The sequence below is a fragment of the Brevibacterium atlanticum genome, from assembly GCF_011617245.1.
Taxonomy (GTDB): domain Bacteria; phylum Actinomycetota; class Actinomycetes; order Actinomycetales; family Brevibacteriaceae; genus Brevibacterium; species Brevibacterium atlanticum.
On the sequence record NZ_CP050152.1, the window covers coordinates 1664906 to 1682151 of the forward strand.

A 17246-nucleotide genomic window follows, 5' to 3' on the forward strand; every position below is an offset into this window, starting at 1 on the left:
GAGAAAAGTGGCTAATTTCCTCGAGAAGCTTCTGCGCACAGGTGAAGGCAGAACTCTGAAGAAGCTTCGCCGATACACCGAAGCCATCAACCAGCTGTCCGATGAGTTCAGTGAGATGTCGGATACCGAGCTGCGCGAGGAAACCGGGCGGTTCAAGGAACGCTACAAGGACGGCGAGTCGCTCGACTCTCTGCTGCCCGAAGCCTTCGCCGCCGTTCGCGAGGCCTCGAGCCGCACTCTGGGACTGCGCCATTTCGACGTGCAGCTCATGGGTGGTGCCGCTCTGCACCTGGGCAACATCGCAGAGATGAAGACCGGTGAGGGCAAGACCCTCGTCGCCACGGCCCCGGCCTATCTCAACGCCCTGACCGGGGACCCGGTCCACATCATCACGGTCAACGACTACCTGGCCACCTATCAGTCCGAGCTGATGGGACGTGTCTTCCGCTTCCTCGGCATGGAGACCGGCTGCATCCAAGCGAACATGCCCTCGGATCAGCGGCGGAAGCAGTATGCCGCAGATATCACCTATGGCACGAACAACGAATTCGGCTTCGACTACCTGCGTGACAACATGGCGTGGTCGGCCGAGGAGCTCGTCCAGCGCGGCCACGCTTTCGCCATCGTCGATGAGGTCGACTCGATCCTCATCGATGAGGCACGCACCCCGCTCATCATCTCCGGCCCCGCCGAAGGCGATGCGAACCGTTGGTACGACGAATTCGCGAAGGTCGTCAAGCGGCTCAAGACCGATCGCGACTACGAGGTCGATGAGAAGAAGCGCACCGTCGGCGTCCTCGAGCCCGGCATCGAACGTGTCGAGGACTACCTGGGCATCGGCAACCTCTATGATGCCGAGAACACTCCGCTCATCAGCTTCCTCAACAACGCCATTCGCGCCAAGGAGCTGTTCAAGAAGGACAAGGACTACGTCGTTCTCGACGGAGAGGTCCTCATCGTCGACGAACACACCGGTCGTGTGCTCAAGGGCCGCCGATACAACGAAGGCCTCCACCAGGCGATCGAGGCCAAGGAGAACGTCAAGGTCCAGGCCGAGAACCAGACCCTGGCCACGATCACGCTCCAGAACTTCTTCCGCCTCTACGAGAAGCTGTCGGGTATGACCGGTACGGCCGAGACCGAGGCCGCAGAGTTCATGTCCACCTACAAGCTCGGCGTGGTGCCGATTCCGACGAACAAGCCGATGCAGCGAGTCGACCAGTCGGACTTCGTGTACAAGAACGAGGTCGCGAAGTTCGCTGCCGTCGTCGACGACATCGTCGAACGTCACGAGACCGGTCAGCCCGTCCTCGTCGGCACCACCAGCGTCGAGAAGAGCGAATACCTCTCCAAGCATCTGGCCAAGCGCGGCGTCAGGCACGAGGTCCTCAACGCGAAGAACCATGCTCGCGAAGCCTCGATCGTGGCGATGGCAGGCCGCAAGAGCGCGGTCACAGTGGCCACGAACATGGCCGGTCGCGGTACCGACATCATGCTCGGCGGCAATGCCGAGTTCCTCGCGGTCGCCGAGATGGAGAAGCGCGGACTCGACCCGGTCGAGAATGAAGAGCAGTACGAGGCCGAATGGCAGGATGTGCTCAAGGCCGCCGAGGACAAGGTCAAGGCAGAGGCTGAAGAGGTCGTCGAACTCGGCGGGCTCTACGTGCTCGGCACCGAGCGTCACGAATCGCGTCGCATCGACAACCAGCTGCGCGGTCGTTCCGGCCGTCAGGGCGATCCGGGTGAGTCCCGCTTCTACCTGTCGCTGACCGATGACCTCATGCGGCTGTTCGGCTCGGGAGCGGCCGAGCGGATCATGGCGACCGCGAACGTGCCCGACGATGTTCCGTTGGAATCGAAGATGGTCTCCCGCGCGATCCTCTCAGCGCAGTCCCAGATCGAACAGCGCAACGCCGAGCAGCGCAAGAACGTCCTCAAATACGACGACGTCCTCAATCGTCAGCGCACCGTCATCTACGACGAACGCCGTCGTGTCCTCGACGGAGCCGACCTCGAGGAGCAGGTGGCAGGCTTCCGCGAGGAGGTCATCGACGCCTACGTCGCTCAGGCCACGACCGGCCCGGTCGAGGACTGGCAGATCGACGAGCTCTTCGAAGCCCTCGGCAAGATCTACGAACCCTCGATCACCTCCGAGGACCTCGCCGAGGAAGTCGGCGGCCTGGGAAATCTGTCGAAGAACCAGCTCAATCGGGAGATCCAGTCGGACCTCGAACTCTTCTACGCTCAGCGAGAGGAGGAACTCGGAGCGGAGGCCACCCGCGAACTCGAACGTCGCGTGGTGCTCTCCGTCATCGACAAGCGCTGGCGTGAGCATCTCTATGAGATGGACTACCTCAAGAACGGCATCGGTCTGCGGGCGATGGCCCAGCGCGACCCGCTGGTGGAATACCAGCGGGAGGGCTTCGAAATGTTCACCACGATGCAGGACGGCATCAAAGAGGACGTCGTGCGCCTGACGAACACACTCAAGGTGCAGGTGAGCACGAGCGCGGCCGAGTCCGGCGATGACTCCGAGGTCGAGGTGGACGCCGCAGAGCTGCGTCATACGACCCCGAAGATGCAGCTGTCGGCCCCGTCGGAGGACGGCTCTTCGTCGATTTCGGAATCCGAGGACGATGACGAACCGGCTCCGGCCAATCGCGCCGAGCGCCGCGCGAAGAAGAAGGCGAAGAGCTGATCTCTCCGGCCGTCCTCACATCGTCTGGAGAGCCGTCATCATCCATCGGGCGGTGAGCAGTTCGAGTCGAACAGCCACCGCCCGACAGCGGTTCGGGGTGCGCACGATGACCGTGACCTCCGCGACGGCGGGGCTGACCCGACAGACGTGCGCGGTTCCGGGCTGGATCACCCGCGGCGACGTCACCTCTGCGGGCGCCCGTGCCGGGGCGACCTCGGCGCGCAGCTGGGCCCGCTGATCGAGCCGGGCCAACAGCTCCGGGTCCACCCAGCGAGAGATCGTCTCGCAGCGTCGTACCCCGGAGAGGATCTCGAGGCACGCGACCGCCAACGAGGTGGCCGTGGCCGCGATTCGCTGCCTGTCGTCGGCATCAGCACCGTCGGGATCGGCGGGCGCCGACGTCCGAAGCGGTGTGCGGGTGTGCAGAGGTGCGGTCTGCGCTTGCGGTCTGGTGAGAGTGAGCGGGGCGGTCATTGCTGAATCTCCAGTCTCTGTCCGGCGATGATGAGGCTCGGATCCGGCCCGATCGTGTCGCGGTTCGCTGTGTAGATGTCCTGCACGAGTTCGGGGACGTCGGTGGCGTCGTCGGCGATCCCCTCAGCGATCGACCACAGACTCTCACCGTCGTCGACCTCATGGACGTGCTCTCGTGCCTGTTCGGGGGAATCGTCCGGCCATCCCGGGTCGTGCAGTCCGTCATCGGCTGACTCGTCGGCCGGCCGCTGCGACGAGGAGTCGGGGGAGTTCGGCGACGAAGGGCTGTCTCCGATGGTCGGCCAGCCGGGGTCGACGGGAGATGTGGCCACCGCCTCGGCGCCCGTCGGGTGCGGGGAATCAACGAACGACATGCTCACCCCAGGCGCCGCGTCGGCTGCCTGCACCACGACGGCGGTCGAGGCGACGGCGAGAACGCTCGACGTCAGAAGGCGCGGCATCGCATGGACGACGACCCCGGCCAGCAGTGTTCGGATGCGACCGGAGGGGAGAATCCGCAGCAGCAGTGCGGCGACGGAGACGAGGCCGAGTCGGGCGAAAGCAACGGCCGTCGCACCGATGACGGCGAGGACGACGAGGTCGGTCGCGGTCCATGGCCGGGGGATTCGGTCCCACGCCGTGACGAAGGAACCGAGCAGAACCAGCCAGCAGACGGCACATGCGATAAGACGATACATCTAGACATCCTCCATTGGATATTGATCTCAATGATGCTATTAGATGCAATTTGCTGTCAATAGACCTCCTCTAACTACAGCGTTGTAGTTCGTTCGACCTTCCTCTCGGCTCTTGAATGTCGACTACAGCTGGGGCAGGCTTGCGATTATGGATGATCGCATAGATGCGCTCCTTGCCGACATCGAAGCCGCCGATGCGGTCGCGCGACAGCATGCGCGGCGCGGCGAGCTCGGCGACGAGGTGGCGGCTCAGTCCGCCGAACGCACCTTCGTCGAGCGCTTGCGCGGAGCTCTCGGTCAGACGGTGAAGGTGGTGCTGCCGATGCGGGAGATCGTCGGCGTCGCGGACTTCCTCGGTCGAGACATCATCGTCGTGGTCGGGGCGGAGGCGTCCGTCATCGCGATCGATGGCATCCGCAGTCTGCGGACGACCTCTCGGGCTCACCGATTCGGTGCGGGTCCGCTCGAACGTCTGGGGATGGGATCAGCTCTGCGTCGGCTCGCAGCCGAACACGCGGAGGTCGCCGTCGACATCGCCGACAGGCCGGGCCCCGTCCGCGGACTCTGCGCCCTCGTGGGTGCGGACTATGTCGAGATCGCGGGGCGGATCATTCCGTTCACCGCGATCAGCGCCGTCCACTCCCGAGTCAATCCCTTCGGGTGAGATCGCATGTGGGCGGCGGAAGGGCGAGGGGAGTCAGTCCTCGATCGAACCGGTCTTGATCTGATATTCGGTGCGTTCGTACATGCGCTGGATGTACGCCTCGATCTCGGACTTCTCGACGCGCCACTGTCCGCGGCCGCCGACCTTGATCGCGCGGAGGTCGCCCGAGCGGACCAATGCCCGGGCCTGAGCGATGGAGACATTGAGCAGTTCGGCCACATCGGTCAGTGGCAGGAAGCGGTTTTCGACGACCATGAGATGACTTCTCCCGTTCCAGATGTCTGTCTGCTTGTTGATCTCATTTGCCAAAAACATTGCTTTGGCATCATTTGATGCCCAATACTATCACTGGGAAACAGTTTCTGTCATGGAAATCTCGTCCGATCTGGAGATGCAATGGAGCTCTCGAAACGTATCCGCCGACCCAAATGGACCGATGCCAGGCTCCTCGTGGGTGCGATGCTCGTCGTTCTCGCCGTCGTCGCGACCTATCTGCTCGTCGATTCGGCCAATTCGACGACTCGGGTCTGGGCGAGTGCGCGGGCGCTCGTGCCCGGCGAGGTCCTCGATCCGGCGGACCTGACGGTGGCCGAGGTCAACCTCGCCGACCTCGGCAGCAGGTACCTGTCCGCCGAGGCGGCCCTGCCCGAGGGCTCGAGCGTCCGCAGCGTCGTTGCCGCCGGCGAGCTGCTCGCCGCTTCGACGGTCGCGCCGCTGTCCGAGCTCAAGGGTCGAGTGGTCGCGATCGACGTCGCCGGTTCGGTGCCGAGCGTCGTCGACGCCGGCAGCCTCGTCGACGTCTGGTCGCAGCCCGAACAGAACGGGCTCGATGACGATGGGACCGAACCCGAGCAGATCGTCGACTCCGCACCCGTCGCCCAGATCACTCGCGACGTCGGCAGCTTCGGCGTCGGCGACGGAGCGCGGATCGAAGTCTTCGTCGGCACCGCAGACCTCCCCGCCGTGCTTGCCGCACTCGACGGACGCAGCGTGCTGTCCGTCGTCGGCGCGCCCTCGCCGACCTCGGACGACAGCGGGCAGTGATGACGCAGGTCCTGCTGGCCGTCGACTTCGAGTTCGATCCCATCCTCTTCGAGCTTCTCAGCGACATCGACGACGTCACCATCGTGGCCCGTCCCGCCGACGAGGTGGAGCTGCTCGCCCACTGCCGCACAGGAGACGCCGACGTCGTCATCATCGGCCGCTACTTTCCCGGGCTCGACGCCGAGGTGGTCGCTGCGATCACAGCCACCGGAGCGAAGGTGCTCGGCTTCGGCAACGACGCCGAGGCGCTCACCGGACTGGGCATCGGCTCCTCGGTGCGGACCGATGCGGATGCCGTCGCGTTGGCGGCTGCCCTCGAGGACGTCCGGGACTCCACCATCGTTCCGCCCAGGCCGGCTGTGCCGCCGGGGCCCGCGGGCGGGCAGGGGACGATCGTCACTGTGTGGGGGACCGGTTCGTCTCCGGGGCGGACGCTCCTCGCGGTCAACCTCGCCGACCAGGCGTCGCGACAGGGGCAGAAGAGCGTGATCGTCGATGCCGACACCGTCTCGGGGATGGTGGCTGCGACGCTCGGGCTGACCGAGGAGTCCTCGCATCTGGCAAGCCTGTGCCGCTCCTTCAGTGAGCAGCCGCCCCGGCTCGATCCGGACTCGGTGCCGCATGCTGTCATCCGAGACGGTTTCCACGTCATCACCGGGCTGACGCGGCCGGAGCGCTGGCCGGAGATCCGTGCTTCCGTACTCGACACGGTGCTCCGACGGCTCGCGAAGATCTACGACCTCGTCATCGTCGACGTCAGCGACCGCATCGACCCCGATGACGACCTCGCCGATCCGTTCTACGATCGACACTGCGCGACGCGGGCGGCTCTCGACACCGCCGACATCGTCCTCGTGGTTGCCGCCGGTGAGCCGATCGGACTGCAGCGTCTGGTGAAGCTGTTGGACACTCAGCGGGCAGAATCCATGCGGGAGAAGATGCGTCTGGTGATCACAAAGCAACGCTCCAGCGCGGTCGGTTCGCCGGCCGAGACCCGGATCCGGGAGGTCCTCGATCGATTCGTCCGCGTGGTGCCCGACTTCGTGCTCAGCGACGACCGTGCGACCGCGGATGCGGCGATGCTGGCCGGGAAGACCCTGCACGAGCAGAATCCCCGTTCGGTGCTCGCGGCCGAAATCGCCGAGGTGGCCGAATCCCTCGTACCGAGTCGCAAGCGCGCCCGCCGGTCCCGTCGGGTTCGGCACGGTTCCCGAGAGGTCTAGGATGGAATGCATGGCCATCCGCTGCTATATCCCGACCACTCTGACCGCGCTGCGTTCGAGGCTGACCGACGTCCGGGCGGTCGCCCCCGACCAGGCGGGCCGCGGGCTGCGCGGCGAAGAGGCCGAATCCGCCGAGTTCGATGCGCTGTGCATCGCCGCCGCGCTTGCGGCCGATGCGGCTCTCGAACCCGCTGGGAAGACGGACACTGCGCTGACCGGATTCGGGCCCCGCGTCGTCGTCGCCTACGACGCTCCGGATGCGAGCCCGCGCGAACCGCTGACCGAGGGCTTCGAACTCCTCGCACTCGCCGAGGTCGAGATGGACGCGGTGGCGAGCTTCCACCTCGACGAGGTGGAGATCTGGGATGAAGCCGTGTCGCTCGCCCGGGAATCAGGGGCGACGGCTGCCGAGGACCACCTCGGCGACTCGGATCTGCTCTGGTACGACGCCACTGAGCTCGATCAGCTGCTGTGCGAACGCGGCTGAGACGATCAGCAGACCTCGACTCAGACCGTTTCGAAGCGCTGAAGCCGATCGCTCAGCCGCTTCTGCAGGATCGGCACGACTGCCTGTTCGATCATCGCCCCGAACATCGGGATCGACGAGCTGATCTCGGCATGAGCGGTGAGCTTCGTCGCTGAAGCCACCTCGTGGAGTTCGAGGACCGCATCGATCTCCACGGGCACACCGGCGGCACGCGCGGTCATGCGGACCTCGGCATCGGTGCCGAGGACGTCCCCGGGAATCATGTAGACCTCGACGAGCTCGGTCTCCGACGGCAGCCGCGACGCCAGCGCAGAGGGCAGTTCGGCCTTGGGCATCGGCGTCCGCACGGTCATCTCTGTGTCGGGGTCGATGTGTTCGGCACTGGCCTCGGAACCGAGCTTCTCCCAGACCGCGACATCGGCGAGTTTGGCCAGAAAAGTCGTCAGATCTTCCGCATAGTCATGATTGAGGGTCAGAGTTCGCATGACTCAAGTCTGCCAGCGAATCGGCAGTACTCCACGGCATGCCGCTCGGCGTGCCTTTCTCGATATTTGGGCATAGTGTTGGTGATGGCGGTTCGACGGTGAACCGCAAGACGATTGCCCGCTGATCATAGAGGTGACAAGGTGACTCAGGTCTCAATTTCGGACATTGCAGAAGAGTGGAGGAAGCTGAGAGGGCAGAGTGCCCCGGAGAACTTCCTCGACGCGTACTATCCGCGGTTCGAATCGGGAGCCATCGACCCCCAGGCCTATGCCGCCGCAGCTGCACGACACTTCGCTCTGGGCACGCGCTACGACGGTGAGTCCCCGGCCATCGAGATCTACAATCCTGCCGTCGACTCCCCGGAGTTCAAGGACAACCACACCGTCGTGGCCATGGTGCTCGCCGACATGCCCCATCTCGTCTCCTCGATCGTCAGCGATCTGGCAGCGAACGGGCGCGCCATCCGCCGCGTCCACCATCCGATCATCACCGTCATCGGCTCCGGGGCGAACGAATCGATCGTCTCTCCCGCCGAGGCGCCGGAGCTGACGGCGGACACCGCGAGTATCCCGCAGGTCTCCGAAGCCCCCGATGCGAGCACCCCCGACGCTCCGCAGCAGCAGTCGTGGATCCGCCTCGAGATCGACCGGATCCCCGAGGAGGACTTCGCCGCACTCGAACAGCGACTGCGCGGAGTCCTCGACTATGTCACGGCCGCCGCCCGGGACGCACAGGCGATGGCGAGCAGGGCCAAGGACATCGCGGCCGAACTCAGCAGCCGGCCGCCGCGTCCGGAACTGGCCTCCGAAGCCGAAGCCGCCGCCGAACTGTTGAACTGGCTGGACGGTCACTTCACCTTCCTCGGCTACCGCGAGTACGACTACACTCACGACGCCGAACACAGCACCCTCGAGCCGATCGAACACACTTCGCTGGGCATCTCCGCGCTGCGCCCCCTCGCCGCGTCACCGCTCAGCCGCGCGGTCGCCGCGAAGGCGCTCGAACCGCACGTGCTGGTGCTGACGAAGGCGAACTCCCGGTCGCGGGTCATCCGGTCGGCGTTCATGGACTACATCGGCGTGAAGACCTTCGACGCATCCGGCGAGATCGTCGGTGAACGCCGCTTCGTCGGTGTGTTCAAACCCGAGTTCTACAACGACAGCGTCCTCAATATCCCCGTCATCGACCGTAAGGTCCGCCGGATCCTGTCGGCAAGCGGTTTCCCCTCCGGCTCCCACTCGGCCAATGAGCTGCTCGGGGTGCTGGAGAACTACCCGCGCGAGGACCTGCTCCACGAAGACACCGAAGAGCTCTTCGACGTCGTCATGGAGATCGTCGACATGCAGGAGCGACGCGAATCGCGCGTGTTCGTCCGCGCCGACCCCTATCAGCGCTTCGCTTCGGTCATCCTCTACCTGCCGCGCGACCTCTACAACACCGATGCCCGTGTGCGCGTGCAGGAGGTGCTGCGGGGGTTCTACAACGCCGAGAGCGTCGACTTCGACGTGCTGCTGAGCGAATCCGCGCTGGCCCGCATCCACTTCGTCGCCCGCGTCGCCCGCGATGCGAAGCTGCCGGAGATCGATCCCGAACGGGTCGAATCCCGCATCGTCGGTGCTGTGCGGTCGTGGTCGGAGGACGTCCATGCCTTCCTCACCCCGTCCGAGACCGGCGAGACCGGGGGCACGAGTGCCCGCGCCGATCTGTGGTCGAAGGCGTTCCCTCCCAGCTACGGTGAGCATCACACCCCCACCGAGGCGGTCGCCGACGTCGCACGGTTCGAGGCCCTCGACGCCGGCACCGGTCCTGCCGTCCGTCTCTACCGGCCCGAACGCTCGGCCGACGCGTCCGTTCGCCTCGTGCTCTACCGTCGCGACCGGGTCGGCCTCTCCAAGGTCCTGCCCTATCTCACCGCCTTCGGTGCCACCGTCGTCGACGAGCGCCCACACGAACTCGATCTCGCCGACGGCAGCCACCGCTACATCTACGACTTCGGTCTCAGCTTCGACGAGGAGCTGTCCGAGGACGCCTGCGAACGCGTCTCTGATGCGTTCATGGCCGGATGGGAAGGCAAGAAGGAGGCGGGAGTCTTCGACCGCCTCGTCGTCGCCGGTCTCAGCTGGCAGCATGTGACGATCATCCGCGCGCTCGGAAAGTATCTCCGCCAGGCCGGGTTCACCTATTCCGACACCTATGTCGGTGAGGTCTACAGCGACAATCCCGAGATCTCGAAGCTGCTCGTCGACTACTTCGACGCGAAGTTCGACCCCGCGGCCGAGGATGCCGGTCGCGACGAGCGGATGCAGACGATCGACGACGCGATCGAGGCCGCGCTCAGTGACGTCGCCAGCCTCGACGCCGACCGTGTGCTGCGCTCCTCGCTCGAGCTGCTGCGAGCGACGCTGCGCACGAACTACTACATCGACGAATCGGGCGGCCTGCCGACAGCGCTCGTGCTCAAGATCCGGCCGACCGAACTCAGCTTCGTACCCAAGCCCAAGCCGTCCCTGGAGATGTGGGTGTATTCGCCCCAGGTCGAAGGTGTGCATCTGCGCTTCGGCACCGTCGCCCGCGGCGGACTGCGCTGGTCGGACCGTCGTGATGACTTCCGCACCGAGGTCCTCGGCCTCGTCAAGGCGCAGATGGTCAAGAACGCGCTCATCGTGCCGACCGGCGCCAAGGGCGGATTCTTCCCCAAGCAGCTGCCCCCGATGAGCGACCGCGATGCCTGGATGGCGGCGGGACAGGCCGCCTACGAGGTGTTCATCGAGAGCATGCTCGAGGTCACCGACGACCTCACCTACGGTGCCGATGATTCCTCGGTCGTCGTTCACCCCGACCGCGTGGTCCGTCACGACGGCGACGACTACTACCTCGTCGTCGCCGCGGACAAGGGCACGGCGCGCTTCTCCGATGTGGCCAACGCGATCGCCGAACGCCGCGGCTTCTGGCTCGGCGACGCCTTCGCCTCCGGCGGTTCCGTCGGATATGACCACAAAGCGATGGCGATCACTTCGCGCGGGGCCTGGAAATCGGTCGAACGGCACTTCCGTGAGCTCGGCCTGAACACTGCGGCCGAGGACTTCACGGTCGTCGGCATCGGCGACATGAGCGGCGATGTGTTCGGCAACGGCATGCTCCGCAGCGAGCACATCCGCCTCGTCGCCGCCTTCGACCACCGCGATATCTTCCTCGACCCGAATCCTGACGCCGCGAGCAGCTTCGTCGAGCGCCGGCGACTCTTCGACCTGCCGCGGTCGAGCTGGCAGGACTACGATCGGGAGCTGATCTCCGACGGCGGCGGAGTCTTCTCCCGCTCCGCGAAGTCCATCGACCTCAGCCATCAGGCCGCTGCCGCACTGGGTGTCGAACCCGGCAAACGCAGCCCCGCCGAGCTCATGTGCGAGATCCTCAAAGCCCCTGTCGATCTCCTCTACAACGGCGGCATCGGCACCTACATCAAGTCCTCGCAGGAGTCCCATGCCGAGGTGGGAGACAAGTCCAACGACGCGATCCGCATCAACGGTGAGGACGTCCGCGCACGGGTCATCGGCGAGGGCGGCAACCTCGGCGTGACTCAGCTGGGTCGCGTCGAAGCCGCGCTCGGCGGGGTCGAGGTCAACACGGACGCGGTGGACAACTCCGCCGGCGTCGACAGCTCGGACCACGAGGTCAACATCAAGCTGCTGCTGCGCACCCTGCTGCACAAGGGTGCCTTCGCCGCGGAGGACCGGGAGGATGTGCTCCTGTCCTTCACCGACCAGGTCGCGGACCGGGTGCTGGCGAACAACTACGCCCAGAACGTCGTGCTCGGCGAGGCCAGAGCGCAGACCGAAGCGATGTCGGGCACCTATGGACGGATGCTGAGCTACCTCGAAAAGCACGCCGACCTCGACCGTGCAGTGGAGTTCCTGCCGAACTCCGAGGAACTGGCCAAACGCGAGTTCAGCTGCTACGTGTCACCGGAGCTGGCTGTGCTGCTGGCGTATGTCAAGATGCACGTTGCCGACGAGATCCTCGACAGCGTCGTCCCCGACGAGACGTGGATGCGCAGGGAGCTCGTGTCCTACTTCCCGGATGCGCTGCAGGAGGAATACGGGGAGCTCATTCCCGAACACCCGCTGCACAGGGAGATCGCCACGGCGAAGCTCGTCAATCGCCTCGTCGACCGCGGCGGACTGACCTACGTCTACCGGATGCTCGAAGAGACCCCGGCCTCGGTGCCGCAGATCGCGCGCGTCTTCGTCGTCGTCTCGGCGATCTTCGGACTCGACGATTACTTCGAAGCGGTGTGCGACCTCGACAACACGGTGCCTACCGAGGTGCAGGTGGCGCTCCAGCACGACTATGTCCGCCTGCTCGACCGCTCCTCGCGGTGGCTCGTCCAGCAGGCCCCCGACACCCTCGACGTCGATTCCGGCATCGACATGTACGGCAAGGTCGTCGAGGCGCTGCGCTCACGCGTGCCGGACCTCGTCGACGGATACGATGCGGAGACCATGCAGGCGAAGGCCGAGAACTACATCGAACGCGGCGTGCCGGAGGAGCTGGCCTGGCGCGCCTCGGCACTCCTCGACGAGTTCGTGCTGCTCGACATCACCCAGCTGGCCGCCCACGCGAACGAATCCGCGGAGGACGTCGCCGAAGTCTACTACGCCGTGAACGAACGGTTCTCCGGTTCGCAGGTGCTCACCCTCATCGGCAACCTCGACCGCAGCGATCGGTGGTCGGCGCTGGCCCGCGGGTCGATGCGTGATGACTTCTACGCCGCGATCCTCTCGGTCGCCGGCAGCGTCCTCGACGCTACGGATTCGCCGATCTCCGGCACTCCCGACGACCGTGCGCAGCAGCGTCTGGCCGAATGGCTTGAGCGCAACGAGACCGTCGTCGGCCGGGTGCTCGAAACCACGGAGACGATCCTCGGCCTCGACACCGTCACACAGGCGCCCCTGTCGGTGCTGCTGCGGTCCCTGCGGTCGATGGTCCGGTCCTCGGCGTGGGAGAGCGAACACAGCGCCTGATCCTCGCGATCGCTCGGGGCGAGGCAGGACCCGGGCCGATGACGATCAGTGGTAGCGTCTGAACATCGAATGATCAGCAGACCCGGGGGACTCCCGGGTCTGCTGTTCTCACCTGAGAGGAACACATGGTGCTCAATGAACTGCTCGCGGCGGAGGGGCTGACGAACGAGTCGGACGTCGAACAGATCCACCTGCTCGTCGGCGACTGGCAGCTGCTCGCCGACCTCTCCTTCGCCGACCTCGTGCTGTGGGTGCCCTCGCCCAGCGGTGCCTACACCGTCGTCGCGCATGCGCGTTCGACGACCGGGGCGACGCTGTTCAACCGCGACCTCATCGGCGCCCGCGCGACCGGTCTGGAACGGGAGCTGCTCGACGAGGCGGCTGCTGACCGCGCCTACGTCACTCGGGTATCGAAGGCCAGGGAGCTCGGCGTCAGCGCGGGTTCGGACGAGGTCGCCATCCTCGCCGAGGCGGTTCCGATCGTCCGGCATTCCCAGACGATCGCGATCGTCGTCCGCTACTCCGAGGAGGTTCGGCGCCGGGGTTCGTCCCGCCTGGAGAAGTACTACCGGGAGACGGCGATGGCGCTGATGCGGATGATCGTCCAGGGAACCTTCCCCGACCGGGACGCCCCGAGCGGAGTCCGACACGGCGAGCCCCGCGTCGGCGACGGGATCTTCATCCTCGACCGGGATTCGCACGTCCAGTACGCCTCCCCGAACGCCGTGTCGCTGATGCACCGACTCGGACACGGCGGGGAGATCGAAGGCAGCTACCTCGCCGAGGTGGTCTCCAGCCTCGGCGCCGAACTGCGGCAGGTCGATGAGACGCTGCCGCTGGTGCTCACCGGCAGGGCCCCCTGGCGCACCGAGCTCGAGGTCGGCCGCACGAGCATTTCCCTGCGGGCGATCCCGCTGACCGACGAGGGGGAGAGGCTCGGGGCGATCGTCCTGGCCCGCGACGTCTCCGAGATCCGCCGTCGCAAACGCGAACTCCTCTCCCGTGATGCGATGATCAAGGAGATGCACCACCGGGTGAAGAACAACCTGCAGACCGTCTCCGCTCTGCTGCGGCTGCAGACCAGGCGCATCGACAGCCCCGAAGCCAAGAGCGCTCTGACGGAGGCGATGCGTCGGGTCTCGATCATCGCCGTCGTCCACGACGTGCTCAGTCAGGGAGTCGAGTCCGAAGTCGACTTCGACGAGGTCGTCGACAAGGGTCTGCGCCTGACCCCGGAGCTGACGAGTCCGCTGGTGCACATCGAACTCAAACGCTGCGGCAGCTTCGGCGCGATCTCCTCTGCCGATGCGACCTCGTTGGCCCTGGCGATCACCGAGCTGATCACGAACGCGATCGAACACGGATTCCCCACCGACGATCTGGACAACCTGGGTCCGGGGGAGACGCTCAACGGCCACGTGTGGGTGACCCCGCAGCGCGACGGCGACCACCTGCAGGTGACGATCGCCGATGACGGCATCGGACTCGGTGAGACGCAGAGCCCGGGCAACGGCCTGGGTACGCAGATCGTGAAGACCTTGGTCTCGGCGGACCTGGCCGGTTCCATCCAATGGCAGGCACGCGAGGGAGGGGGAACCGTCGCCGTCCTCGATGTCCCGCTGCGCCCGGACTCGTACGACTGAGCAGTCCTGTGCCACGGGCGACGCCCGAGTGCCCGCAGACACAGTCGAACCCCGCAGACACGACTGAGTCCCTTGTGCGGATGACGATGATTCGCCGTCCGGACAAGGGACTCAGCTGCGTCTGCGGGAGTCGGCGTGCGGGCCGAAGTGTCTCAGCCGGCGCGGCGGGCGCGAGCGGCGCGACGTTTGAGCGCGCGACGCTCGTCTTCGCTCAGTCCGCCCCAGACTCCGGCATCCTGACCGGACTCGAGAGCCCACTGCAGGCAGGTCTCTGCTACTTCACAGCGGCGACAGACAGTCTTTGCTTCCTCAATCTGGAGCAGCGCGGGTCCGGTGTTGCCGATCGGGAAGAAGAGCTCCGGATCCTCATTGAGGCATGCTGCACGGTGTCGCCAATCCATGGTGACCTTTCGACGAATTCAGTGAACGCGGTTGACTGCGCCCGAATTCCGGGCGCGCAACTCTCTCAGACAAGGTTCACATACGCCAATTGGGCGCACAAGGGTCCGGCAGTGTGAAATTTCTGACAAATATTTTCCCCATTGTCCTGCTATGGACGCCTTCGCGCAAATCGGTCCGAGATGCGTCTTCAGGTCCTGGTCACAGGCGCTCCGCCTAGACTGTCACTGCCAAGCAGACAGCACGTGAACCAATGGAGGACTCATGACAAACGACCTCGCCCGCCCCCGCATCATCTCCGTCGCCGGGCACACCCCGCAGATCGATCCCGGGGCCTTCGTCGCCGCCGGCGCCACCCTCGTCGGAGACGTCCGTGTGAAGAAGGGAGCGAGCGTCTTCTACGGTTGCGTGCTCCGCGCCGAGGCCGCGCCGATCACGATCGGTGAGGACTCGAACGTCCAGGACAACACCGTAATGCACACCGACGCCGGCAAACCCGTCGTCATCGGCGCCCGCGTCTCGATCGGCCACCAGGCGCTCGTCCACGGTGCGAGCGTCGACGACGACGTCCTCATCGGCATGCACTCGACGGTGCTCAACGACGCCCACATCGGCAGCGAGTCACTCGTCGCCGCCGGCGCCGTCGTCCTCGAAGGCACCGACATCCCGCCACGCTCCCTCGTCGCCGGCATCCCGGCCAAGGTGCGCCGGGAGATGACCGATGACGGTGTGGAGAAGGTGCGTGCGAACGCCCAGTCGTACGTACGACTGTCGGCCCTGCACAAGGACACCGCCGAGGTGGTCGACGAGGGCTGATCCTCGGGCCTCGCCGAGGTGATCGAAACGACATGATCATCGCCCCTCCGCCATTCGCCAGGTCGGGGGCGATTTGAGACAATCTCAGTGTGAGTACAGAATTTGATTCCACTGCAGATCGTGTCGTCATCATCGGCGGCGGCCCCGGCGGCTACGAAGCCGCTCTCGTCGCCGCACAGCTGGGCGCCGATGTCATGCTCATCGAGGAGAACCGCTGCGGAGGATCCGCAGTGCTCACCGATGTCGTGCCGTCGAAGTCCCTCATCGCCACGGCGGAGATGATGGACGAAATCGGCCGGTCGGGCGGTCTGGGAATCCGGATCTCCGACGACGCCTCCGAGGACGACGGCGGCACCGTCACCGCCGACCTCGAAGCAGTCAACAAGCGCATCCTGGCCCTGGCCGACGCCCAGGCCAATGACATCTACGAAGGACTCATCCGCGCCGGAGTCAAAGCCATTCAGGGCAAGGCGACACTCGCCGGTCGCGACCAGGTCCACGTCGTCGAGGCCGGAGGAACCGAATACACCCTCGACGCCTCGACGATCCTGCTCTCGGTCGGCGCCCATCCGCGCGAACTGCCGAGCGCTCAGCCCGACGGCGAACGGATCCTCACCTGGACCCAGCTCTACAGCCTCGACGAGCTGCCCGAGCATCTCATCGTCGTCGGCTCCGGTGTCACCGGCGCCGAGTTCGCCTCCGCTTACCGGGCACTGGGCACCGAGGTCACACTCGTGTCCTCGCGTGAGAAGGTGCTGCCCGGTCAGGACGAGGATGCGGCCGATGTGCTCGAATTCGTCTTCCGCAACAAGGGCATGAACGTCCTCTCCCGCTCGCGCGCGGCATCCGTGACCCGCACCGACTCCGGCGTCGAGGTCGTGCTCGCCGACGGTCGACGCGTCGAAGGCTCCCACTGCCTCATGGCCGTCGGCTCGATCCCGAACACCGAGGGCCTCGGGCTGGAGAAGGCCGGCGTGCGCGTCAACGACTCCGGTCACATCGTCGTCGACGGAGTGTCCCGGACCTCCCGCGCCGGCATCTACGCCGCCGGCGACTGCACCGGCGTCCTGCCGCTGGCCTCGGTGGCCGCGATGCAGGGCCGGATCGCGATGAACCACGCGCTCGGAGATGCGGTGCAGCCGCTCAAGCTGCGCAATGTCGCCTCCAATGTGTTCACGGCCCCGGAGATCGCCACGGTCGGCTTCACCCAGCAGAACTACCGGGAGAACCCGACGGACATCGACACCGTGATGCTGCCGCTGGACACGAATCCGCGGGCCAAGATGCTCGGGATCGAGGACGGCTTCGTCAAGATCTTCGCCCGTCGCGGATCCGGCTCCATCCTCGGCGGCGTCGTCGTCGGACCGCGGGCCAGCGAGCTCATCCTGCCGATCACGATGGCCGTGGAGAACCGGCTGACAGTCGATCAGCTCTCTGCATCGTTCGTCGTCTACCCCTCGGTGAGCGGTTCGCTGACCGAAGCGGCACGGAAGCTCCACCGGCACCTCTGAGCCCCGGCGGCAGGGGCGCCTATCAGCGCGGGGAGGGAAATTCCGAAATTTCCCTCCCCGCGCTGTCGATCTCGGACCACCT

General features: G+C 65.8%; 14 protein-coding genes. 9 read left to right on the forward strand and 5 right to left on the reverse strand.

Annotation, left to right across the window (positions count from 1 at the left end; genetic code table 11):
- Positions 1-7: 7 nt before the first annotated feature.
- Positions 8-2698: a preprotein translocase subunit SecA gene (gene secA, locus GUY23_RS07290; protein ID WP_166971030.1), complete on the forward strand. Its 2691-nt coding sequence runs from the start codon at positions 8-10 to the stop codon at positions 2696-2698.
- Positions 2699-2713: 15 nt separating this feature from the next.
- On the opposite strand, the gene GUY23_RS07295 is transcribed toward secA, so the two are convergent.
- A complete protein-coding gene (locus GUY23_RS07295; RefSeq protein ID WP_166971032.1) occupies positions 2714-3172 on the reverse strand; it encodes an Rv3235 family protein in 459 nt (152 codons plus the stop codon).
- The gene (locus GUY23_RS07300; protein WP_166971034.1) at positions 3169-3870 is read right to left on the reverse strand and encodes a LysM peptidoglycan-binding domain-containing protein; all 702 of its coding nucleotides are present in this window, start codon (positions 3868-3870) and stop codon (positions 3169-3171) included. Before GUY23_RS07300 ends, GUY23_RS07295 begins: the two co-directional genes overlap by 4 nt.
- Before the next feature lie 148 nt (positions 3871-4018).
- Here GUY23_RS07300 and GUY23_RS07305 point away from each other — a divergent pair, with 148 nt between their 5' ends.
- Positions 4019-4534: a hypothetical protein gene (locus tag GUY23_RS07305; protein ID WP_166971036.1), complete on the forward strand. Its 516-nt coding sequence runs from the start codon at positions 4019-4021 to the stop codon at positions 4532-4534.
- A gap of 33 nt (positions 4535-4567) precedes the next feature.
- Here GUY23_RS07305 and GUY23_RS07310 read toward each other — a convergent pair whose 3' ends face one another.
- A complete protein-coding gene (locus GUY23_RS07310; protein ID WP_166971038.1) occupies positions 4568-4789 on the reverse strand; it encodes a helix-turn-helix domain-containing protein in 222 nt (73 codons plus the stop codon).
- 141 nt (positions 4790-4930) lie between these two features.
- Here GUY23_RS07310 and GUY23_RS07315 point away from each other — a divergent pair, with 141 nt between their 5' ends.
- The 3 genes from GUY23_RS07315 to GUY23_RS07325 are packed head-to-tail and all read left to right on the forward strand — an operon-like array spanning position 4931 to position 7288.
- The gene (locus tag GUY23_RS07315) at positions 4931-5578 is read left to right on the forward strand and encodes an SAF domain-containing protein (protein ID WP_166971040.1); all 648 of its coding nucleotides are present in this window, start codon (positions 4931-4933) and stop codon (positions 5576-5578) included.
- Positions 5578-6801: an AAA family ATPase gene (locus GUY23_RS07320; protein ID WP_166971042.1), complete on the forward strand. Its 1224-nt coding sequence runs from the start codon at positions 5578-5580 to the stop codon at positions 6799-6801. The genes GUY23_RS07315 and GUY23_RS07320 overlap by 1 nt, the downstream gene beginning before the upstream one ends.
- Positions 6802-6811: 10 nt before the next feature.
- Complete coding sequence (locus GUY23_RS07325) at positions 6812-7288, forward strand: DUF6912 family protein (RefSeq protein WP_166971044.1); 477 nt, start codon at positions 6812-6814, stop codon at positions 7286-7288.
- Positions 7289-7308: 20 nt separating this feature from the next.
- On the opposite strand, the gene GUY23_RS07330 is transcribed toward GUY23_RS07325, so the two are convergent.
- On the reverse strand, positions 7309-7773 hold the full coding sequence (locus GUY23_RS07330; protein ID WP_166971046.1) for a DUF2505 family protein: 465 nt from the start codon (positions 7771-7773) through the stop codon (positions 7309-7311).
- Positions 7774-7914: 141 nt separating this feature from the next.
- Between GUY23_RS07330 and GUY23_RS07335 the strand changes: the two genes are divergently transcribed.
- Positions 7915-12795, forward strand: coding sequence for an NAD-glutamate dehydrogenase (locus GUY23_RS07335; RefSeq protein WP_166971048.1), 4881 nt, complete (start codon positions 7915-7917; stop codon positions 12793-12795).
- A 128-nt stretch (positions 12796-12923) separates the two neighbouring features.
- Positions 12924-14438, forward strand: a complete 1515-nt coding sequence (locus GUY23_RS07340) for a sensor histidine kinase (protein WP_166975768.1) — start codon at positions 12924-12926, stop codon at positions 14436-14438.
- Positions 14439-14590: 152 nt separating this feature from the next.
- Here the strand turns inward: GUY23_RS07340 and GUY23_RS07345 are convergent, their stop codons facing one another.
- Complete coding sequence (locus tag GUY23_RS07345; protein WP_009374875.1) at positions 14591-14839, reverse strand: WhiB family transcriptional regulator; 249 nt, start codon at positions 14837-14839, stop codon at positions 14591-14593.
- 262 nt (positions 14840-15101) lie between these two features.
- On the opposite strand from GUY23_RS07345, the gene GUY23_RS07350 reads away from it, so the two are divergent.
- Together GUY23_RS07350 and GUY23_RS07355 are read left to right on the forward strand one after the other, a co-directional pair.
- Entirely contained in the window at positions 15102-15653 is a 552-nt protein-coding gene (locus GUY23_RS07350; RefSeq protein ID WP_166971050.1) for a gamma carbonic anhydrase family protein, read from the forward strand.
- 89 nt (positions 15654-15742) lie between these two features.
- A complete protein-coding gene (locus GUY23_RS07355) occupies positions 15743-17164 on the forward strand; it encodes an NAD(P)H-quinone dehydrogenase (protein WP_166971052.1) in 1422 nt (473 codons plus the stop codon).
- Positions 17165-17246 lie beyond the last annotated feature (82 nt).

Coding starts and splice junctions, on each gene's coding strand:
- GUY23_RS07295 (WP_166971032.1), bottom strand. CDS start 3,172: ATGACCGCCCCGCTCACTCTCACCAGACCGCAAGCGCAGACCGCACCT.
- GUY23_RS07300 (WP_166971034.1), bottom strand. CDS start 3,870: ATGTATCGTCTTATCGCATGTGCCGTCTGCTGGCTGGTTCTGCTCGGT.
- GUY23_RS07305 (WP_166971036.1), top strand. CDS start 4,019: ATGGATGATCGCATAGATGCGCTCCTTGCCGACATCGAAGCCGCCGAT.
- GUY23_RS07310 (WP_166971038.1), bottom strand. CDS start 4,789: ATGGTCGTCGAAAACCGCTTCCTGCCACTGACCGATGTGGCCGAACTG.
- GUY23_RS07315 (WP_166971040.1), top strand. CDS start 4,931: ATGGAGCTCTCGAAACGTATCCGCCGACCCAAATGGACCGATGCCAGG.
- GUY23_RS07320 (WP_166971042.1), top strand. CDS start 5,578: ATGACGCAGGTCCTGCTGGCCGTCGACTTCGAGTTCGATCCCATCCTC.
- GUY23_RS07325 (WP_166971044.1), top strand. CDS start 6,812: ATGGCCATCCGCTGCTATATCCCGACCACTCTGACCGCGCTGCGTTCG.
- GUY23_RS07330 (WP_166971046.1), bottom strand. CDS start 7,773: ATGCGAACTCTGACCCTCAATCATGACTATGCGGAAGATCTGACGACT.
- GUY23_RS07345 (WP_009374875.1), bottom strand. CDS start 14,839: ATGGATTGGCGACACCGTGCAGCATGCCTCAATGAGGATCCGGAGCTC.
- GUY23_RS07350 (WP_166971050.1), top strand. CDS start 15,102: ATGACAAACGACCTCGCCCGCCCCCGCATCATCTCCGTCGCCGGGCAC.